The following is a 16,598-nucleotide window of genomic DNA, read 5'->3' as shown; positions in this document are numbered from 1 at the left end:
CCACTTGGCTCTTTATTAGTCGCCCGGCCGGTGTCAGGCCGGGTAGCTATACAGGCCTTACGCTGCATTCAATTATTTAAGGGGGAGTATTGAGCCAGGAAAATAAGGTTGCGCTGGTGACGGGCGGTGCCCGGGGTATCGGCCGCGGTATTAGTCGGCATCTGCTGGACCAGGGCTGGCGGGTTGTGTTTTGCGACGTCGATAGTGAGGCCGCCATCGATTTCCTTGCACAGCATCCCGGTACCAGGGATCTGTATTTTGTTCACGCAGATGTCTCGGTGGAAGCCCAGGTTGAACAAGCCCTCGGTGAGGCCATGGCGTGGGCCGGCCGGCTTGATGCGTTGATCAATAATGCCGGGCTTGCCGACCCGGATAACGGACCGGTGGAAGACCTGGACCTGTCAGTCTGGCAGCGACGGCTGGATGTGAATCTCACCGGCCCACTGCTGATGACGAAGCATGGTATCAGGCATCTCCGTGAAACCCGGGGCAGCATCGTCAATATTGCCTCAACCCGGGCGCTCCAGTCTGAGCCTGACACAGAAGCCTATGCCGCCACCAAGGGTGGGCTGGTGGCGCTGACCCATGCCCTTGCTGTCAGCCTGGGGCCGGAGATCCGGGTAAACTGCATCAGTCCCGGCTGGATAGACGTGCGGGCCGAACAGCCTGGCGCCGGGGACAATGTTGAGCCCCTGTCGCAACGCGACCATGAGCAGCACCCCGCGGGGCGGGTCGGCAGGGCGGACGATATTGCGTCTACCGTGGCCTTCCTGATTTCGGATAATGCCGGGTTTGTCACCGGGCAGAATATCGTGGTGGACGGTGGCATGACCCGCAAGATGATCTACGAGGACTGACCGGGAGGACCAGTGAAATTTATCTTCGAGGTTCGCATCAAAGATGGACACACCGCTGAGGAGTACGCGGATGCCTGGGTAAGGGCCAGTGAGCTGATCCAGCAGGCTCCGGGCGCCCGGGGTACCGAGTTGCACCGCAAGATTGGTGATCCGAACACCCTGATCGCCATTGCCAGCTGGGAGAGCAAGGCCCAGCGGGATGCCATGGAGGGGCAGCATAACCCGGAAATTGCCGAGATTATCCGCAGTGCGGCGCCATTCGTTGATATTACGCCCGTCGGCGAGTTTGAAGATCCGGAGTGGGTAGTCATGCCACCCGGCCGGAAGGAGGACTGATATGGCCGGTGGCTGGTCAAAGGACGGTGCCGTTCAGGAGCAGATTGACAGCACCGTGGAAGACGCCCTGGAACGTGCCCGCGCCAGCCTCCCGCAAGGGGAGAGCCTGACCCATTGTGAGGAATGCGACGAGCCTATTCCTGAGGCTCGCCGACAGGCCCTGCCAGGCGTTCGACTGTGTGTGCGTTGCCAGAGTGAGCGGGACAGGGAACAGACGGATAATAGCCTTTTCAACCGCCGGGGCAGCAAGGACTCCCAGCTTCGCTGAGGGCACTCTCCAAACCCCCTAAGCGGCTGCCTGTTCAGCCCAGTGCCTCCTCCACCATCCACAGCCGGTCCTGACCGAAAAACATTTCTTCGCCCACGAACAGGGTTGGTGCCCCGAACACACCCCGCTCCACGGCTTCGGTCGTTATCTCCTTCAGGCGTTCCTTGACCTCCGGATTACTGGCCCGGGCCACGACATCTCCGGGCTCGAAACCGGCGGCAGAAAGGACCCGGGCGACAACGTCAGCGTCTGCCATATTCTCTTCATCTATCCACATGGCGTTAAAGACGGCCGTCAGATAGTCGTTGAAACGGGGCGTATCCAGGAAGGCCACGGCGCCGCGCATCAGCTGAAGGGTGTTCACTGGAAAGTAGGGGTTCTGGTTCAGGGTGACGCCATAGCGTCTCGCGAACCGCTGCATATCCATGCGGGAGTAACGGCTCTTGGCTTCAATGGCGGCGGGGGACTGGTTGCCGGTGGCCTGGAAGACGCCGCCGAGCAGCATCGGCTTCCAAACCAGTTCGGCGTTGTGCCGCCGGGCCAAGTCAGGCAACTGGGTCCAGGCCAGGTAGCTGGCGGGGCTGCCTACGTCAAAGTAACACTCGATGGTCTTGCTCATGGATTGTCTCCGGCTTTGTTTTCGATCAGAAGGTTTCCATCCAGGGGCGCAGGTCCAGTTCGTGGGTCCAGGCATCCCGGGGCTGGTGATGGAGTTGCACATACTGCTCGGCAATGTGATCGGGGTTCAGAATGCCATCCTGGTCTTTCAGGGCGTAACGGTCCGGGAAGTTGTTACGGATGAAGTCGGTGTCGATGGCGCCATCGATAATGCTGTGGGCCACATGGATGCCTTGCGGGCCCAGCTCCCGGGCCATGCTCTGGGCCAGGGCCCGCAGAGCGAATTTCGCGCCGGCAAAAGCCGAAAATCCGCTGGCGCCTCGAAGGGAAGCCGTGGCGCCGGTAAAGATGATGGTACCCCGCTGGCGGGGCAGCATGACCCGAGCCGCTTCTCGCCCGGCGAGGAAGCCCGCGAAAGCCGCCATTTCCCAAACCTTTCGGTAGACCCGGGCGGTGGTTTCGGTGATGGGAAAGCGGACGTTGGCGCCAATGTTGAACACCACAACGGCCACCGGGCCGATGTCCTGCTCGATGTGATCGAACAGGCGAGTCATGGCGTCTTCATCGCGGGCATCACAACCGAAGGCATTGGCGGCACCGCCATCGGCCGTAATCGCTTCGGTAAGTGGCGCGAGGGCCTCAGCGGTGCGCCGGGTGACACAGACGGTATAACCTTCCCGGGCGAAACGGCGAGCTATGGCGCCACCTGTGGCGTCGCCTGCGCCGATGACCACGGCAACTTCGTTGCTGGACATGATGGGTCCTCCGGAATGTTGTAAGAGTTCTTTTTTGGAACTAACCAATAGTCGGTTCCAAAAAAGAACCTGTCAAGTTATTCTGTATCTGAATGTCTTGGTGAGGTCATCCATGCGCTGGCAAGAGCTTGATCAACAACCCTGTTCCCTGGCCCGAACCCTGTCAGTAGTTGGAGACCGGTGGACCCTGATGGTCCTGCGGGACTGCTTTCTGGGCATCCGGCGGTTCGATGAGTTCGAGAAGCGGCTTGGAATCACCCGGCACGTGCTCACCGATCGACTGAAGAAGCTGGTGGAAGAGGGCGTACTGAAGAAGGTTCCGTATCAACAACGGCCCTTACGGGAGGAATACCGGCTGACCGAGAAAGGCCTTGACCTACACCCGGTCATCCTGGCGCTGGTGAATTGGGGTGACCGCCACATGGCTGACGAGCGTGGCGCGCCCATAGAGCATGTTCACAAGGCCTGCGGCAAGGTCATGCAGCCGGTAACCGTTTGCTCGGAATGCGGCGAGCCTGTCACAGCGCGGGATATCCAGGTTCAGGTGGGTGTTGGCTGGAAGCCAGAGGACGAAGCCGAACAGGTTCTGCCCTGATCACATCACCTTGCCGCGAAGGGCCTTGGTCTTTCCCCGCTGGGTCTTCTTGTCCACCCGTTTGCGCTGGGACGAGCGGGTAGGGCGTGTCGGCCGGCGTTTTTTCTGAATTTTCACCGCATCCTTTATCAGCACCTGAAGCCGGTCCAGAGCGTCCTGGCGGTTCAGTTCATAGGTGCGGAAGGACTGTGCCTTGATAACGATAACCCCATCCTTGGTGATGTGGTGGTCGGACAGGGCCAGCAGACGTTCCTTGTAGAAGGGCGGCAGGGAGGACCGGTTGATATCAAAGCGCAGGTGAACCGCGCTTGCCACCTTGTTCACGTTCTGTCCGCCGGCCCCCTGGGCGCGGATCTGGGTGATCTCCACTTCCCAGTCAGCCAGTTCTACGGCGTTGGACAGGCGTAGCAACGTTGCCATGATGAACCTCAACAGAATTGGCCAACGAGTGTAACAAACGCAGGCTTGCGATGCCGGGCCGGTGGAGTATCCTTTCGGCTTTTCCCCCAAGACCTATCGAGGCAGGTGTGCTGGAAAGTTATCTTACTGGATTGCTTGTGTGTGGCGGCATCATCATCGCCATTGGCGCCCAGAATGCCTACGTGCTGAGCCAGGCCATCCGGCGGGAGCACCACTGGTGGTCCGCCGGGCTCTGCATGATTTCCGATGTCGTCCTGTTCAGTGCCGGGATGCTAGGGATCAGTGCTGCGCTGATGGCGGTTCCAGAAGCGCTGGAGGTGCTGCGCTGGCTCGGTGTGGTTTTCCTGGGCTGGCTGGCGGTACAGGCGTTTGTCCGGGCAGGCCGGGGGCGGAACCGGCTGGAGACCGGCGAAGCCGGGGCAAAGAGTCTGAAAGGGGTGTTGTTCACCACTCTGGCGGTTACCCTCCTCAATCCCCAGGTATACCTGGATACGTTGCTGCTGATCCCAGCCATCGGCGCACAGCAGGAGAGTGCCACCTCGTTCGTCGCCGGTGCCAGCAGCGCCTCGATCCTATGGTTCGGGGGGCTGGCCTGGGGTGGTTCGGCGCTGGCTCCCCTGCTGTCCCGACCGATTGCCTGGCGGATCATCGACGGGCTCATCGGCCTGATGATGGCGGGTATCGCGTTGCACCTGGCCATCAGCGGGCTGGGCTAAGCGAATGCCGACGCCAGGTTACCTGCTATATTTATGGACATAACCGTGGTTTGATTCTGGGCCGGGTTGTACAGGCAGGCCGCATAATCCAGAGGAACAGGATTGATGCTATGGCTGTTCGGTTCGGGCTGTTGCTTATGGCGGCCCTGGTTTCACTTCCTTCCCTTTCGTCAGCGCAGGATGTTGTGGCCCGACTCAAGGGTGAAGGCCTTGAGGAAAGGTTTACCGAGGAGGCCTCGGTCAGTGGTCGGGTTGTGGCAGGTGTGCTCGCCGGATCTGCAACGGCCAGTGACGCCCTGGCACTTTATGCCTCGGCGACCCGGGCCAGTGATGATATCTGCGTTCGTGTGATTTCCCGGGACGGCCTGTACTGGTCCGAGAATACATTCACCTGGCCAGACGGCGCTGACTCGGGGGTGGTCCCCCTGGAGTACCAGAGTCGTTACCGGGAACAGCTCGCCGGTTACGACGCGAAGGACCTGGCAATACTGGGCTACGAAGGAGATTGCCGGCAAGTGCCGGATGGTCCGGTTTTGGTCGCGGCGCGGGGTACCGACTGGCAACAACCCGCCACCCTGGACATCCTGGTTAACTCGGGTCGCTCCGATACCTTCGCTGTGCTGACCAACCTTGCTGGTGGTCCCAAGACACTCGCCTGCCAGACCATTACCTCTGGGCGGCGCACCGGCTACGACACGGTTTGCACCGTACCGCTGGCGGAAGCACCGGACAACGGCCTGCTTGAAGTCAGGATCATGAGGCGCCGCTTTGATCGTATGATGCCGGCAACCAGCCTGGTCGTTCACACGCCCGTAAACGGAATACGGTAATGCAACAGACCGATCGGCCCCAGGAAAGCGGCGTCAAAGGGTGGTTAGCAGCGGCCGTTCGTGGATCAGGAAGGGCGATGGGTGTCGCCTGGCAAAGTGGCAGTCTGATACCTGCGTTTCTCGCGCTCGCCCTGTTGCTGGCCGCAGTAATCGCCTTTTGTGAAGACCGGGACAATATCTTTACCGTGGAGGCGACGACGGAAACCCTCTCACTGGTGACATCCGATGAGGTTTTCTCCCAGTGGTTCGTTGGTGGCGGTCGGCTGATGACCGATCCACTGGCATCCAGTGATGACTCGGTGTTGTTGCCTGCAGACACGTATCTGAACATCAGCAGGGGAACCGAGGTAACGGTGCAACGACACGGCATCCAGGCACTGCGTATCAAGCTCCAGAATCCGTCAGGCCCTTTGGGGACACTGAACAGTGTTGAACCGCTGGATACGACGCTCGGAAGCTGGGCCGTGGTGGTCACTAAGCCGGAGCTCACCCCCATGATCCTGCCCTTTCGGGGTGTGCTGACCGTTGGCGATGATGTGACCTCGCAGGTCGACAGTATTTTATTGTCAGGCAGCATTAGTGTGCTGGAGCAGCAGTGGGTCAGGAATACTCGCTACGTTGCCGGGAACACGGTGCTGGATCCGGGCGATCGCATCCGGTTCTGGGATGAGGCCGATGGCCAGGAGCCCGGGCAGGCGGTCGTGGAAGGGTTTATCAGGGTGGAACCCGCCAACCAGGAGCGGTTTACCGAAGCGGTCAATGCCATGCAGTTGATCGCCCATGGCGCGGCCAGCTATGTCCAGATTGAGCGTCTGGGCAGCACCGGGTACCAGGTCCATGCGCACCGCTGGGCCCGCTTCCTTTACGATCCGTCGCTTGCGTTCCTCGCGGCCCTGGGCGCGCTATTGTTTGCTGCCCTGGAGATCTACTCGAAAAGCCGCGAAATAGGTATGCACTTGCGGGAGCGACGAGATGGCTGAGCACAGGTTGTTTGTCACTCTGATCCAGGCGCTGCTGTTATGCCTGGCCCTGGCCACCCCTGTCTTCGCCGCCGGGCCCAGCCAGGCTTTCATCAACGCCGGAGAGCAGGGCCAGGCGGTACTGATGGGACGGCTTGGTGAGTGCTACGCGGTTACGCCGGCCCACGTGGTTGGCGACAGTCTCTTCTCAACGCTGGTTGGCACAGGCAATGGGCGGCCCCGGGGCGACGGGGACCTTCTGCAGGTGTTCGGCTATGACCTGGCTATTCTCCGGGTTACCGGAGGGATTACGTCAGGGTGTGGCACCGCCATTGACCAGGTGGTGAGCCTTGACAGCCAACTTGCCTCAGCCGGTTCTGGCCAGGTGGTTTCAGTCAACCCTGATGGCAGTGTCAGTCGGAGGCATGTGTTGGTATCCGACGTAGGCATCCTCTACATCCGCGTTAGCCCGGTTGGTGAGCAGGATCAGTTGTTCAAGGGGCTGAGTGGCAGTCTGGTGACGCTGGGTAGCCTACCTGTCGGGCTCCTGATGTCCGTGGACCCGGACACTGGTGACGGGCGTGCTTTGCGGTTTGACCGTGCCCTGGAAACCCTGAGACCGTTCTTCGGACTGGCAACTGCGAAGCGTGAGTCTGCCGGCGAGCAACCTGAGGAGGTCGGCCCGGCCGACTCAGGCAACCTTGTTACCGAAGTTCTGAGCTGGTCCAGCGCACCGCTGGACAGCGATCACCGGGCAACGAACCTGTTGGGGAGTGGCAAGGCCCCATGGCTGGCCCGGGCAGGAGAGTTCCCCCTCGAAGTTATTGTGGACCTGGCGGGTGACCGGGCTGTGGCCATTGACCGGGTTGAACTGGTGGGCGAGGGAGTGGCGCCATCAGAACGGCTGCCAAGGGATTTCGAGGTGTTGATCCGGACAACCGGGGAGGGCGGCTGGATGCCCGTGTATACCGGTACCTACTTTCAGTCCGAACCGGCGCGCACCGTCCGGTTTGCGCCAGTGCGGGCCAGACAGGTTATGCTGCGAATTCACTCCCATTGGGGTGACCCATCCTCTGTCGGGCTGGCTGAACTGCGGATTCCTCCCATGTAGTGTGCACTTTCAGTGGAGCCGGGCGCTGGCTATGTAGGTACCTTCGTAACCACCTTGGCAGCGTATTTCGCCAATCAGTGATGCGCCATCCCCGAGCGTAAAATCACCCCGGCAATAGCCTCCTTGAAATTCCATGCCGGTTCCGCTGACCTGGCCATTGTTACGACTGTTATGGTCATTCCCCACAAATACGAATCGCCCAGAGGCTTCGTTGAATTCAGCCAATTGGAAGCGGTAGGTACCGGCCCATTTCTGAAGTATTTTTTCTTCAGTCTCAGTGGTCTCCTGCTGTAAGGTCAACTTGAAAGGAATTACCTGTAGATCCCTGAATTTGCCTTTTAGCGCCAGGGCCCGCATGGCATCATCGGCACTGCTGAAGCCGGCTCCATAGGCGATCTCCTTCATGGCGGGATCCTCCGATTTGAGCATCACGTCCAGTGCAGCCAGCCGGGTGGTCTGGTCCGGATCATTGAGCAGCGCCCTGAACTGATTGATCCGTTCCTTGCGCTCGTTGATTTCCTTGAGTAGCTCTTCTGCCGATTGACCGGCGGCCGAAATCGGCAACCAGGCCAGCCCCAGCATCAGTGTCAGACAAAGTTGGCGAAAGGACATTGGCAGTTTCATGGCTCACGCTCCCCGGTTGTGTGCCTGTTGACTAAATACTAGCGGAAACTGTGAGCGTGTCTATTTTCTGCTCAGTTTCGTGCTAGTCATGTAATTCCGGGCGACGGGCCTCTCTGGTAACGCGGGATTGCGATCCGGCAAGGTCTTCTATCAGATCCGGTAAATAAGGCAGTAATCGATGGCAGTACAGCGAAAACGTGGTTTTTCTCCGGCGGTGGGGCTGTTGTTCCAGGCGGGCATCGTTGTCCTGGGGCTGCTGCCCCTGTGGCTGTTTGATATTCCGGTGGCTACTGAAGGTCTGCCGGTGTTGGGCTATCTTGCCTGGGGCGTTGCTGGTGGCGTGCTGACCTATGGACTGCTGCTGTTACTCTCGATCACAGATGTCCTGTCCTCCGACAGCTTGCAGAAACATATCCGCGACCTGCACCGCTTTGTGCGATCCCAGTCATGGCCTGTTTTGATTGGACTTGCGGTATTAGCTGGTGTCGGTGAAGAACTGCTGTTCCGGGCGGTCATTCAGGGCTGGGTCGGGGAGCATCTGGGAACTGTGACAGGCGTCTTCGCAGGGGCAGTCGTTTTCGGGCTTGCCCATGCCATGTCGCGGGCCTATTTTCTGGTGGCGACGGCATTGGGGGCGGTATTCGGGGTGGCCTATGCACTCACCGACAGTATCCAGCTGGTGATGGTGTGGCATGCGGTCTATGACCTGGTGGTGATCCTGGTGTTACGTCGCTACCCGCAGCTGTTCGGGCTCAGTCGAAGCGTCGGGCCTGGGTGAAGCGGTCCCGCCAGTAATAGCCATTTAAGGATGAGCGGGTGACGCCTACCGAGGTAGACGCATGGATGAAGTCGTCACCGCCCATGAAAATTCCCGCGTGTTGCTCCTTGCCCCGAATCCGGAAAAACACCACATCCCCTGGCTGAAGCTCCCGCGACGATACAGGCGTGCCGTGGCTGAGCATGGCCGAGGTGGTTCTGGGCAGTTCCATGCCAAACGCTTCCTGGTAGGCCTGTCCGATAAAGCCGGAACAGTCGAACCCCCTGGCGGTAGTGCCACCGTAGCGGTAGGGAGTACCCTCGTACCGGTCGAACACGTCCTGCAGTCGGCTTACCCGCTCGTTATCGCCTGCCACCGGCGTGCCGTAAACCGGGATGGGTGACTGGCGGCGGTCCGCTACATCCGGCGAGGAGGCACAGCCGGTCAGCACCACTGCCAGAACCAGCAACAGGGCGTTCCGCGTTGCACGGACGTTTTCCTTGACCGGAATCTGGTGGAATGTGGGCATGGATTCAGTCCTGCTCGGTGTCTGTATCTAAAGACTTTACCTGCACAGGGTGAACCTGTCAGGCGTTCGCTGCCAGTTTTGCGGAGTCTTTACAGTCGCCGAGCCTGCACATGTTTATCGCAAGACGGGGTCGACCGTGACGGACCGGGGGGGCCGGTCCGTCATATCCGGGTGCTATCTCAGTGCGCCTAGCAGCCGGTCCACCGAGTCCTTGGCATCGCCGAACAACATGTGGCTGTTTTCCCGGAAGAACAACGGGTTCTCCACACCGGAGTAGCCCGTAGCCATCCCGCGCTTGAGGATGACAACCTGCCGGGCTTTCCAGACTTCCAGCACCGGCATGCCGGCAATGGGGCTGTTCGGGTCCTCGGCAGCGGCCGGATTGACGGTGTCGTTGGCACCAATTACGAGGACCACGTCAGTTTTGGGGAAATCGTCATTGATTTCGTCCATTTCCAGCACGATGTCGTAGGGCACATGGGCCTCCGCCAGTAGCACGTTCATATGACCGGGTAGCCGGCCCGCCACAGGGTGGATGCCGAAGCGCACGTTGATGCCCCGCTCCCGCAACAGTTTCGTGATCTCGCTGATCCCGTTCTGGGCCTGTGCCACAGCCATGCCGTAGCCGGGCACGATAATCACCGAATCCGCATTGCGCAGCTCCTCGGCCAGCTCCTCCACTGAAATTTCCTGGACTGTCTGGTCCTCATCCGCTGTCGCACTGCTGGAGGAGGTCTGGCCAAAGCCCCCCAGGATCACGCTGATAAACGAACGGTTCATGGCCCGGCACATGATATAGCTGAGAATCGCGCCACTGCTTCCCACCAGGGCACCGGTAACAATCAGCAGGTCGTTGCCCAGCATGAAGCCGATGGCAGCCGCCGCCCACCCGGAGTAGCTGTTGAGCATGGAAACCACCACCGGCATATCGGCGCCGCCAATAGCCATGATCAGGTGTACACCCAGTACGGCTGCTATCACTGCCATCAGTGCCAGTATGGCAATGCTCAGGGCCATGCTGTCACTGCCAAGGAACGCCGCCCCCAGCAGTACACACACAATCACGGCGGCCAGGTTCATCCAGTGGCGCCCGGGCAGGGTAAGGGCCTTGCTGTCGATTCGTCCATCCAGCTTGCCACAGGCCACCAGTGAGCCAGTGAAGGTGACAGCCCCGATAAAGATGCCCACAAAGATTTCCACCAGCTTGATGGTGTGTTCAGCCCCCACCATGATCACCAACGGATCGATATAGCTGGCAAATCCCACCAGCACAGCGGCCAGGCCCACGAAGCTGTGCAGCAGGGCCACCAGCTGGGGCATCTGGGTCATTTCCACCTTGTTGGCAATGGGCAGCCCGATAGCCGCACCGATCACCATGGCGGCGACAACCCAGGTCAGGTCGGCGGTCTCGAACCCGGCCATGGTCGCGGCGAGCGCAATGACAATACCTGCGACCCCGTACCAGTTACCCCGGCGGGCAGATTCCTGGTGGGCGAGGCCCCCCAGGCTGAGGATAAAGAGAATGCTGGCCACCACATAGGCGACGCTGATCAGTCCACTACTCATGAATCACGCCTCCTATCGATGGAACATCTTGAGCATGCGATGGGTCACCCGGAACCCACCGGACACATTGATCATGGCAATCAGTACCGCCACGAAGGACAGGATGCCAACCGCTGCATGTTCAGCCTGCGCCAGGTGGAGCAGGGCACCAATCACGATGATGCCGCTGATGGCGTTGGTCACGCTCATCAGGGGGGTGTGTAGCGAGGGTGTGACATTCCAGATCACCTGCCAGCCGATGAAACAGGCCAGCACGAAAACCGTAAAGTGCCGCAGGAAGCTCTCCGGCGCATAGGCCCCTACACCGTAGAGAGCCAGTGCGGTTACGGCCAGCAGGGCGATTTTGCCCGTCAGGCGCTTCGCCGGTGATGGACCCTTCGTTGCGGTTGTTGTCGCTGGTGAGGGCTCTTCCGTACCAGGGGGTGGTGCGGTGCTGGTGGGCGCTTCCGGTTGGGGCGGCGGCCAAGTGACATCGCCCTGGTGGACCACGGTCACCCCGCGAATCACCGCATCCTCCATATTCACCACCGGCTGGCCATCCTTCTCTGGTGTCAGTTCGGTCATCAGGTGGACCAGGTTGGTGGCGTAGAGATCACTGGCCACCTTGGCCATGCGACTGGGCAGGTCAGTATAACCGATCAGGCGTACACCATGCCTTTCCACCACCTTGCCAGGCTCGGTCAGCTCGCAGTTGCCACCGCGTTCGGAGGCGAGGTCCACAATGACACTGCCGGGCTTCATGGACTGAACCATCTCGGCGGTGATCAGCTTCGGCGCTGGCTTGCCGGGGATCAGGGCGGTGGTGATGATGATATCCACCTCTTTGGCCTGTTCGGCGAACAGGGCCATTTCTGCCTTGATGAACTCATCACTCATCTGCTTGGCGTAGCCACCGCCACCACTGCCTTCCTCGCCGCCGAAGTCCAGTTCCAGAAACTCGGCGCCCATGCTTTCCACCTGTTCCTTGACCTCCAGGCGGGTGTCAAAGGCCCGCACCACGGCCCCCATACTGTTGGCGGTACCGATGGCGGCCAGGCCAGCCACGCCTGCGCCGATGACCATGATTTTCGCCGGGGGCACCTTGCCTGCGGCGGTGACCTGGCCGGTAAAGAAACGCCCGAACTGGTTGGCTGCCTCGATCACCGCGCGGTAGCCGGCAATGTTGGCCATGGCGCTGAGGGCGTCCATTTTCTGGGCCCGGCTGATACGTGGGAGGGCATCAATGGCGAAAGCATTGACCTGCTTCTCCGCCAGTGTTTCCAGCAGTTGGGGGTTCTGGGCTGGCCAGATATAGCCGGCCAGGTGCGCACCCTCACGAATCATGTCGAGTTCGTGTTTGTGAGTGCCTGGATGTTCGGTCGGTGCCCGCACCTTGAGGATGAAGTCCGATTCCTTCCAGAGGGAGAGCGTGTCCACCGCGATGGCGGCGCCGGCGTTCTGGTAGCTCTCGTCGCTGTAATCGGCCGCTTCGCCGGCACCAGCCTCGACGACCACCTCGTATCCAAGTTTGATGAGTTTCTGCACCGAGGGCGGCGTTGCAGCCACCCGTCGTTCGTCGGGATAGACTTCCCTGGGGATTCCGATTTTCATGGTCTTACTCCTGCCGTCTGACACTTTATTGTTGGTGCCTGTGACTACAGTTAAGCCCGGAATCCGCCCGCCGTCATCTTTTACGCCCGGGTTGTGCGTGACAGATAGTCGCGGCCCGTTACACCGGGGCGACTCCGATAAGCCACTGGTGCGCCCAGACCACGAACAGCACGTAAACAGCCAGGCCGCCTACTAACGCGATCAGGTCGTTGAACGGTTGTGCGGGAAGTGTGGGGATGTCCCGGGCTGTTCTGCGTTTGAGGGAGATGCGGTCGACTACGGCCCACGCCAGGAAGGCGCCGAACAATAGCACATCGTGAGCCATGCCATTTGCCAGCAGGTGAGCTACGGCCCAAAGCTTGACCGCCACCAGCATGGGATGCTTGAGGGTGCGGCTGATCCGGCCGGGGAAGTAGGCGGCGAACAACAGCGGGAACACCGGCACCAGCAAAAGCATGGCCAGGTGACGAAGCCAGGCTGGCGGGCTGTACAGCAGTACCGGGTCAAGCCTTGCCGCGCCATATCCCCAGAAAATCAGCACCAGGCCCACCAGGGCAATCGCGGAATAGATCCCCTTGAAGGCCCCTTCGCCCATCGATTGCACCATTCGGTTGCGCAGGGGTTCGTTTACGATGGACAGAGAATGGATACCGAGAAAAATAATCAGTCCGAGTACAAGTATTCCCATGACACGGTGTCCTTGAAATCGTATGGAAGAAGTTGTCCCGCAGTATAGTTCCCCATGCTGCAGATTCGCGAATCCCGCCGCGATCAATCGAATTCGGTGACGATTCCGTAAATAGCAAGGCAGGCACTCACCGCAGTGACTACACTGACAAGGTGTCCGGAGCTGCTTCTTTGCTTCGGGTTTTCCCGTACCCATCAGGGGAGGCGGACGATGCAGATAGCCTATAACGCCCGGGACCTTACCGAGGCCCATATCATTGCCGGTCTGCTGGGGGCCCACGGCATCAGTGCCCACGTGGGCGGCCACTATCTCCAGGGCGGGTTGGGGGAAATCGGCGCCGCTGGCTTTACCAATGTGCAGGTGGACGAAGACGATTACCTGGAGGCCCGGCGTCTGATCGCAGAGTACGAAGGCGCCGCCACGGAGGATGGCCGCAGTGTTCCCCCGGTGAACGATGCCGGCGAGTTCTATGCCCGGTGGTTTTTGTTGCTCCTGCTGGCGGTCGCCGTTGGTTTTGTGCTGACCCTGTGATGGCCCGGTTTATCCTCGTGGTTCTGTCGCTACTGGCAGCGGGTGGTTGTGGCACTGGTATGCCAACGGACGGGCGTTATCCTGGCGATGCCAGCGAGTGTGATAGCCTGCCCCTGTATGAACGAATGGAGTGCCGGGAACGCCATCCTCCGCTCCATGAGCCCCTTGACCTGAGAAAACCGGAGCTTCGCTAGGCAGTGCGAATTCGCATTACCCATCAGAGAATCACCTTTTTCCTGCAGTTTATCCTTCTCCTTGAGGTGGTGGCTGCCATCTGGGCGGGACGCTGGTTTACCGGTTTTTTCACTGCCCTGATTATCGTGGTGACCTTCCTGCCGGTGCTGCTCGAGCGGCGGTTCCGGATACATATCCCCCCGGAACTGCAATTGCTGGCCATCGGCTTTGTTTTCGCCTCGCTGTTTCTCGGGGAGGTGAGAGACTATTACACCCGGTTCTGGTGGTGGGATATTGCCTTGCACACCAGTTCCGGCGTCCTGCTTGGCATCCTCGGATTCCTGCTTGTACATATCATGAACGAGGTGGAGCGGATCGAAGTCCACATGAAGCCCGGCTTCGTCGCCTTCTTCGCCTTTCTCTTCGCCCTTGGTATCGGTGCCCTGTGGGAAATCTTCGAATTCACCATGGATTCGCTGTTCGGCATGAATATGCAAAAGCCCATGCTGGGTGACCCTTCAGGACTCACTGATACCATGTGGGACCTGGTGGTGGATGCCCTCGGGGCGCTGATAATTTCCCTGCTGGGCTGGCGCTATCTGCGGGCCCCGGAAAAAGCCTCATTCTTGGAACGATGGATCGGTGAATTTGTCGAACGTAACCCGAGGTTTTTCAGGAAATAGAGCCAGGAGGCACCTATGGAACCGGCGGAACTCCCGGACTTTGACACCATCCGGCAAGCGGCTGAGCGACTTCGCGGCCGGGTGACCCGAACGCCGGTGTGGCACTCGGAAGACCTGGACCAGGCCACGGGCCAGAGGGTTCACCTGAAGTGCGAGAACCTTCAGCGCACCGGGAGCTTCAAACCCCGGGGAGCCCTCAACTGGGTACTGACCGCCTCTGGGAGCGAACTGGCCGGTGGCCTGGTCACTGTCTCTGCCGGAAACCACGCCATTGCGCTGGCCTGGGCGGCTGCCACGACGAAGACGCCACTCACGGTGGTCATGCCGGAAGGTTCCAGTGAGCTGAAGATCCGTCGGACCCGGGCGCTGGGGGCGGAAGTGATCGTCCATGGCCGCATTCAGCAGGCAGTCGAGCTTTGCCATGAGCTCGTCGCAACCCGCGGGCTGACCCTGGTTCACCCCTACAATGACCTGCGGGTGATGGCAGGGCAGGGTACCGTGGGGCTTGAATTATTGAATCAGTGCCCGGATATGCGCCGCATTGTCTGCCCGGTGGGCGGTGGTGGCCTCGTCTCCGGGCTGGGACTGGCGGTCAAGGCCTGTCGCCCGGATGTGGAAATTGTCGGGGTGGAACCGGTCGGGGCCGCCACCATGGGGCATGCCTGGCAATGTAATGATCCCGCTGCCAGCCTTGATAACGTCTCCACCTGGGCGTCGAGCCTGGCGCCGGCGGTGGTTGGAGAATATACCTGGCAGGCATCCCGGCAGGTGGTAGACCGGATGGTCACCGTCAGCGAAGCCGCCATTCGGGAAGCCACCCGGCTGTTGCTGACCGAGGCCCGGCTCTTTGTGGAACCCGGCGCCGCAGTCGGGCTCGCCGCGCTGTTGGAGCGTGCCGTTGAACCGGCACCCCAGGGCGGCGACATTCTGGTCATTACCGGAGGCAACCTTGACCTCGACCAGGTCAGCCAGTGCGAGGCCATCGCATGATTTGGCAGTGGCTGGCGGATGCCGTTCTGACGGTTCATGTGGGTATAGTGTTGTTTGTTGTGCTGGGCCTGGTCCTGGTACTTGTCGGTAATCGCCTTGGCTGGCCCTGGGTGAATGTCCTCTGGTTCCGGGTCGCGCACCTTGCAGCGATTGCCGTGGTGGTTGCCCAGGCTTGGCTGGGCGTCATCTGCCCGCTCACCACCCTTGAGGCCTGGTTACGCCGCCAGGCCGGACAGTCGGGCTATGAAGGCAGTTTTATAGAGTACTGGCTGCAGCAGGTGCTCTATTACGATGCACCCGCCTGGGTCTTTATAGCGTTATACACCGGGTTTGGCTTGTTGGTCGTTGTCAGTTGGTGGTGTTTTCCACCCCGGCGCCGGCCCCGCTGATACCGGCGAGCCAACCTCCGAACAGGAGCGAAACATGCCACGACTCTTCGTCGGGCTCGAGTTACCGAATACAACGGGCGAAGTCTTACTGGGCTGGCGCGAGGATATCGAGGGTGCGCGCTGGCAACGGCAGGATCAGTTGCACCTGACCCTGTGCTTTCTGGGGCAGGTTCAGCCCGAACAGGTTCCGGCGCTGTTCCGGGCGATGGAGAGCCCTGAAACAGATGATTTCTGTATTACACCGACCAGTGTGGGCTGTTTCGGCGATCCGGACCAGCCGCGGAGCCTGTGGGCGGGCGTGTTGCCGGAAGCGCCGGTTATCGGGTTGCACCAATGGGTATCCCGTCGCCTGGTCGAGCAGGGTTTTGGTGTGGGGTCTGGCAAATTCCGGCCCCATATCACGCTGGCCAGGTTTGGTCGTCATCAGGCCGGGTCTGCCCGGGATTTCCTGGCACAGCACAGATGCAGTTCCGCCCCGGAGGTGATGGTGCGACATGTCAGCCTGTTCCTGAGTAACACCGGCCCGGAAGGCTCCCGCTACCAGGTGTTGGCGAGATTCCCATTGAAAGAGGGCCTCGACGCCCCACATGCTCTGACAGGTCCCCAATAGCC

23 protein-coding genes are annotated in these 16,598 nt (G+C 60.4%); 15 read left to right on the top strand and 8 right to left on the bottom strand.

Translation table 11 applies throughout. From position 1 onward, the window contains the following. Positions 1–89: 89 nt before the first annotated feature. The 3 genes from BM036_RS04570 to BM036_RS04560 are packed head-to-tail and all read left to right on the top strand — an operon-like array spanning position 90 to position 1,461. Positions 90–857 (top strand): glucose 1-dehydrogenase, encoded by a 768-nt coding sequence (locus tag BM036_RS04570; protein ID WP_091849060.1) that lies wholly within the window; start codon positions 90–92, stop codon positions 855–857. Positions 858–869: 12 nt separating this feature from the next. After that, entirely contained in the window at positions 870–1,193 is a 324-nt protein-coding gene (locus BM036_RS04565; RefSeq protein WP_091849059.1) for an antibiotic biosynthesis monooxygenase family protein, read from the top strand. A gap of 1 nt (position 1,194) precedes the next feature. Further along, positions 1,195–1,461: a DksA/TraR family C4-type zinc finger protein gene (locus BM036_RS04560; RefSeq protein WP_091849058.1), complete on the top strand. Its 267-nt coding sequence runs from the start codon at positions 1,195–1,197 to the stop codon at positions 1,459–1,461. A 34-nt stretch (positions 1,462–1,495) separates the two neighbouring features. On the opposite strand, the gene BM036_RS04555 is transcribed toward BM036_RS04560, so the two are convergent. After that, a complete protein-coding gene (locus tag BM036_RS04555) occupies positions 1,496–2,080 on the bottom strand; it encodes a 2-hydroxychromene-2-carboxylate isomerase (RefSeq protein WP_091849057.1) in 585 nt (194 codons plus the stop codon). Between the two features lie 25 nt (positions 2,081–2,105). Then, entirely contained in the window at positions 2,106–2,834 is a 729-nt protein-coding gene (locus BM036_RS04550; RefSeq protein WP_091849056.1) for an SDR family oxidoreductase, read from the bottom strand. A 112-nt stretch (positions 2,835–2,946) separates the two neighbouring features. On the opposite strand from BM036_RS04550, the gene BM036_RS04545 reads away from it, so the two are divergent. Beyond that, positions 2,947–3,429, top strand: coding sequence for a winged helix-turn-helix transcriptional regulator (locus BM036_RS04545; protein ID WP_091849055.1), 483 nt, complete (start codon positions 2,947–2,949; stop codon positions 3,427–3,429). Here the strand turns inward: BM036_RS04545 and arfB are convergent, their stop codons facing one another. Continuing rightward, on the bottom strand, positions 3,430–3,840 hold the full coding sequence (arfB, locus tag BM036_RS04540; protein ID WP_091849334.1) for an alternative ribosome rescue aminoacyl-tRNA hydrolase ArfB: 411 nt from the start codon (positions 3,838–3,840) through the stop codon (positions 3,430–3,432). It abuts the gene before it with no gap. A gap of 116 nt (positions 3,841–3,956) precedes the next feature. On the opposite strand from arfB, the gene BM036_RS04535 reads away from it, so the two are divergent. From BM036_RS04535 to BM036_RS04520, 4 genes are all read left to right on the top strand, one after another. Further along, entirely contained in the window at positions 3,957–4,565 is a 609-nt protein-coding gene (locus BM036_RS04535; protein ID WP_091849054.1) for a LysE/ArgO family amino acid transporter, read from the top strand. Between the two features lie 110 nt (positions 4,566–4,675). After that, entirely contained in the window at positions 4,676–5,395 is a 720-nt protein-coding gene (locus BM036_RS04530) for a hypothetical protein (RefSeq protein WP_091849053.1), read from the top strand. After that, a complete protein-coding gene (locus BM036_RS04525; RefSeq protein WP_143066564.1) occupies positions 5,395–6,375 on the top strand; it encodes a hypothetical protein in 981 nt (326 codons plus the stop codon). Before BM036_RS04530 ends, BM036_RS04525 begins: the two co-directional genes overlap by 1 nt. Further along, positions 6,368–7,465 carry a hypothetical protein gene (locus BM036_RS04520; protein WP_091849051.1) on the top strand — a complete coding sequence of 366 codons (1,098 nt, stop codon included), beginning with the start codon at positions 6,368–6,370 and terminating at the stop codon, positions 7,463–7,465. Before BM036_RS04525 ends, BM036_RS04520 begins: the two co-directional genes overlap by 8 nt. A gap of 9 nt (positions 7,466–7,474) precedes the next feature. Here the strand turns inward: BM036_RS04520 and BM036_RS04515 are convergent, their stop codons facing one another. After that, positions 7,475–8,047, bottom strand: coding sequence for a hypothetical protein (locus tag BM036_RS04515; RefSeq protein WP_143066563.1), 573 nt, complete (start codon positions 8,045–8,047; stop codon positions 7,475–7,477). A 220-nt stretch (positions 8,048–8,267) separates the two neighbouring features. Between BM036_RS04515 and BM036_RS04510 the strand changes: the two genes are divergently transcribed. Continuing rightward, complete coding sequence (locus tag BM036_RS04510; protein ID WP_091849049.1) at positions 8,268–8,867, top strand: CPBP family intramembrane glutamic endopeptidase; 600 nt, start codon at positions 8,268–8,270, stop codon at positions 8,865–8,867. Here the strand turns inward: BM036_RS04510 and BM036_RS04505 are convergent. The 4 genes from BM036_RS04505 to BM036_RS04490 all read right to left on the bottom strand — a co-directional run bounded on the left by BM036_RS04505 (position 8,842) and on the right by BM036_RS04490 (position 13,219). After that, positions 8,842–9,375: a C40 family peptidase gene (locus BM036_RS04505; protein ID WP_091849048.1), complete on the bottom strand. Its 534-nt coding sequence runs from the start codon at positions 9,373–9,375 to the stop codon at positions 8,842–8,844. The genes BM036_RS04510 and BM036_RS04505 overlap by 26 nt on opposite strands. A 174-nt stretch (positions 9,376–9,549) precedes the next feature. Further along, entirely contained in the window at positions 9,550–10,941 is a 1,392-nt protein-coding gene (pntB, locus tag BM036_RS04500; protein WP_091849047.1) for a Re/Si-specific NAD(P)(+) transhydrogenase subunit beta, read from the bottom strand. Between the two features lie 12 nt (positions 10,942–10,953). Further along, positions 10,954–12,531: a Re/Si-specific NAD(P)(+) transhydrogenase subunit alpha gene (locus tag BM036_RS04495; protein ID WP_091849046.1), complete on the bottom strand. Its 1,578-nt coding sequence runs from the start codon at positions 12,529–12,531 to the stop codon at positions 10,954–10,956. 118 nt (positions 12,532–12,649) lie between these two features. Further along, on the bottom strand, positions 12,650–13,219 hold the full coding sequence (locus tag BM036_RS04490) for an NnrU family protein (RefSeq protein ID WP_091849045.1): 570 nt from the start codon (positions 13,217–13,219) through the stop codon (positions 12,650–12,652). 210 nt (positions 13,220–13,429) lie between these two features. Between BM036_RS04490 and BM036_RS04485 the strand changes: the two genes are divergently transcribed. The 6 genes from BM036_RS04485 to thpR are packed head-to-tail and all read left to right on the top strand — an operon-like array spanning position 13,430 to position 16,596. Next, positions 13,430–13,750, top strand: coding sequence for a putative signal transducing protein (locus BM036_RS04485; RefSeq protein ID WP_091849044.1), 321 nt, complete (start codon positions 13,430–13,432; stop codon positions 13,748–13,750). After that, the gene (locus BM036_RS19800) at positions 13,750–13,944 is read left to right on the top strand and encodes a hypothetical protein (protein ID WP_143066562.1); all 195 of its coding nucleotides are present in this window, start codon (positions 13,750–13,752) and stop codon (positions 13,942–13,944) included. The genes BM036_RS04485 and BM036_RS19800 overlap by 1 nt, the downstream gene beginning before the upstream one ends. A gap of 3 nt (positions 13,945–13,947) precedes the next feature. Then, on the top strand, positions 13,948–14,607 hold the full coding sequence (locus BM036_RS04475) for a DUF2238 domain-containing protein (RefSeq protein ID WP_091849042.1): 660 nt from the start codon (positions 13,948–13,950) through the stop codon (positions 14,605–14,607). Positions 14,608–14,622: 15 nt separating this feature from the next. After that, positions 14,623–15,597, top strand: a complete 975-nt coding sequence (locus tag BM036_RS04470) for a threonine ammonia-lyase (RefSeq protein WP_091849041.1) — start codon at positions 14,623–14,625, stop codon at positions 15,595–15,597. Continuing rightward, positions 15,594–15,986 (top strand): DUF2784 domain-containing protein, encoded by a 393-nt coding sequence (locus BM036_RS04465; RefSeq protein ID WP_091849040.1) that lies wholly within the window; start codon positions 15,594–15,596, stop codon positions 15,984–15,986. The genes BM036_RS04470 and BM036_RS04465 overlap by 4 nt, the downstream gene beginning before the upstream one ends. A 34-nt stretch (positions 15,987–16,020) precedes the next feature. Continuing rightward, positions 16,021–16,596 carry an RNA 2',3'-cyclic phosphodiesterase gene (thpR, locus tag BM036_RS04460; RefSeq protein WP_091849039.1) on the top strand — a complete coding sequence of 192 codons (576 nt, stop codon included), beginning with the start codon at positions 16,021–16,023 and terminating at the stop codon, positions 16,594–16,596. The last annotated feature ends 2 nt before the right edge of the window (positions 16,597–16,598 follow it).

Origin of the sequence: Marinobacter segnicrescens, assembly GCF_900111555.1 — a bacterium.
Lineage (GTDB): Bacteria > Pseudomonadota > Gammaproteobacteria > Pseudomonadales > Oleiphilaceae > Marinobacter > Marinobacter segnicrescens.
This window is presented reverse-complemented; position numbering and strand designations above follow the sequence as displayed.

Coding starts and splice junctions, on each gene's coding strand:
- BM036_RS04560 (WP_091849058.1), top strand. CDS start 1,195: ATGGCCGGTGGCTGGTCAAAGGACGGTGCCGTTCAGGAGCAGATTGAC.
- BM036_RS04555 (WP_091849057.1), bottom strand. CDS start 2,080: ATGAGCAAGACCATCGAGTGTTACTTTGACGTAGGCAGCCCCGCCAGC.
- BM036_RS04550 (WP_091849056.1), bottom strand. CDS start 2,834: ATGTCCAGCAACGAAGTTGCCGTGGTCATCGGCGCAGGCGACGCCACA.
- BM036_RS04545 (WP_091849055.1), top strand. CDS start 2,947: ATGCGCTGGCAAGAGCTTGATCAACAACCCTGTTCCCTGGCCCGAACC.
- BM036_RS04530 (WP_091849053.1), top strand. CDS start 4,676: ATGGCTGTTCGGTTCGGGCTGTTGCTTATGGCGGCCCTGGTTTCACTT.
- BM036_RS04525 (WP_143066564.1), top strand. CDS start 5,395: ATGCAACAGACCGATCGGCCCCAGGAAAGCGGCGTCAAAGGGTGGTTA.
- BM036_RS04520 (WP_091849051.1), top strand. CDS start 6,368: ATGGCTGAGCACAGGTTGTTTGTCACTCTGATCCAGGCGCTGCTGTTA.
- BM036_RS04515 (WP_143066563.1), bottom strand. CDS start 8,047: ATGCTGGGGCTGGCCTGGTTGCCGATTTCGGCCGCCGGTCAATCGGCA.
- BM036_RS04510 (WP_091849049.1), top strand. CDS start 8,268: ATGGCAGTACAGCGAAAACGTGGTTTTTCTCCGGCGGTGGGGCTGTTG.
- BM036_RS04505 (WP_091849048.1), bottom strand. CDS start 9,375: ATGCCCACATTCCACCAGATTCCGGTCAAGGAAAACGTCCGTGCAACG.
- pntB (WP_091849047.1), bottom strand. CDS start 10,941: ATGAGTAGTGGACTGATCAGCGTCGCCTATGTGGTGGCCAGCATTCTC.
- BM036_RS04495 (WP_091849046.1), bottom strand. CDS start 12,531: ATGAAAATCGGAATCCCCAGGGAAGTCTATCCCGACGAACGACGGGTG.
- BM036_RS04490 (WP_091849045.1), bottom strand. CDS start 13,219: ATGGGAATACTTGTACTCGGACTGATTATTTTTCTCGGTATCCATTCT.
- BM036_RS04485 (WP_091849044.1), top strand. CDS start 13,430: ATGCAGATAGCCTATAACGCCCGGGACCTTACCGAGGCCCATATCATT.
- BM036_RS19800 (WP_143066562.1), top strand. CDS start 13,750: ATGGCCCGGTTTATCCTCGTGGTTCTGTCGCTACTGGCAGCGGGTGGT.
- BM036_RS04470 (WP_091849041.1), top strand. CDS start 14,623: ATGGAACCGGCGGAACTCCCGGACTTTGACACCATCCGGCAAGCGGCT.
- BM036_RS04465 (WP_091849040.1), top strand. CDS start 15,594: ATGATTTGGCAGTGGCTGGCGGATGCCGTTCTGACGGTTCATGTGGGT.
- thpR (WP_091849039.1), top strand. CDS start 16,021: ATGCCACGACTCTTCGTCGGGCTCGAGTTACCGAATACAACGGGCGAA.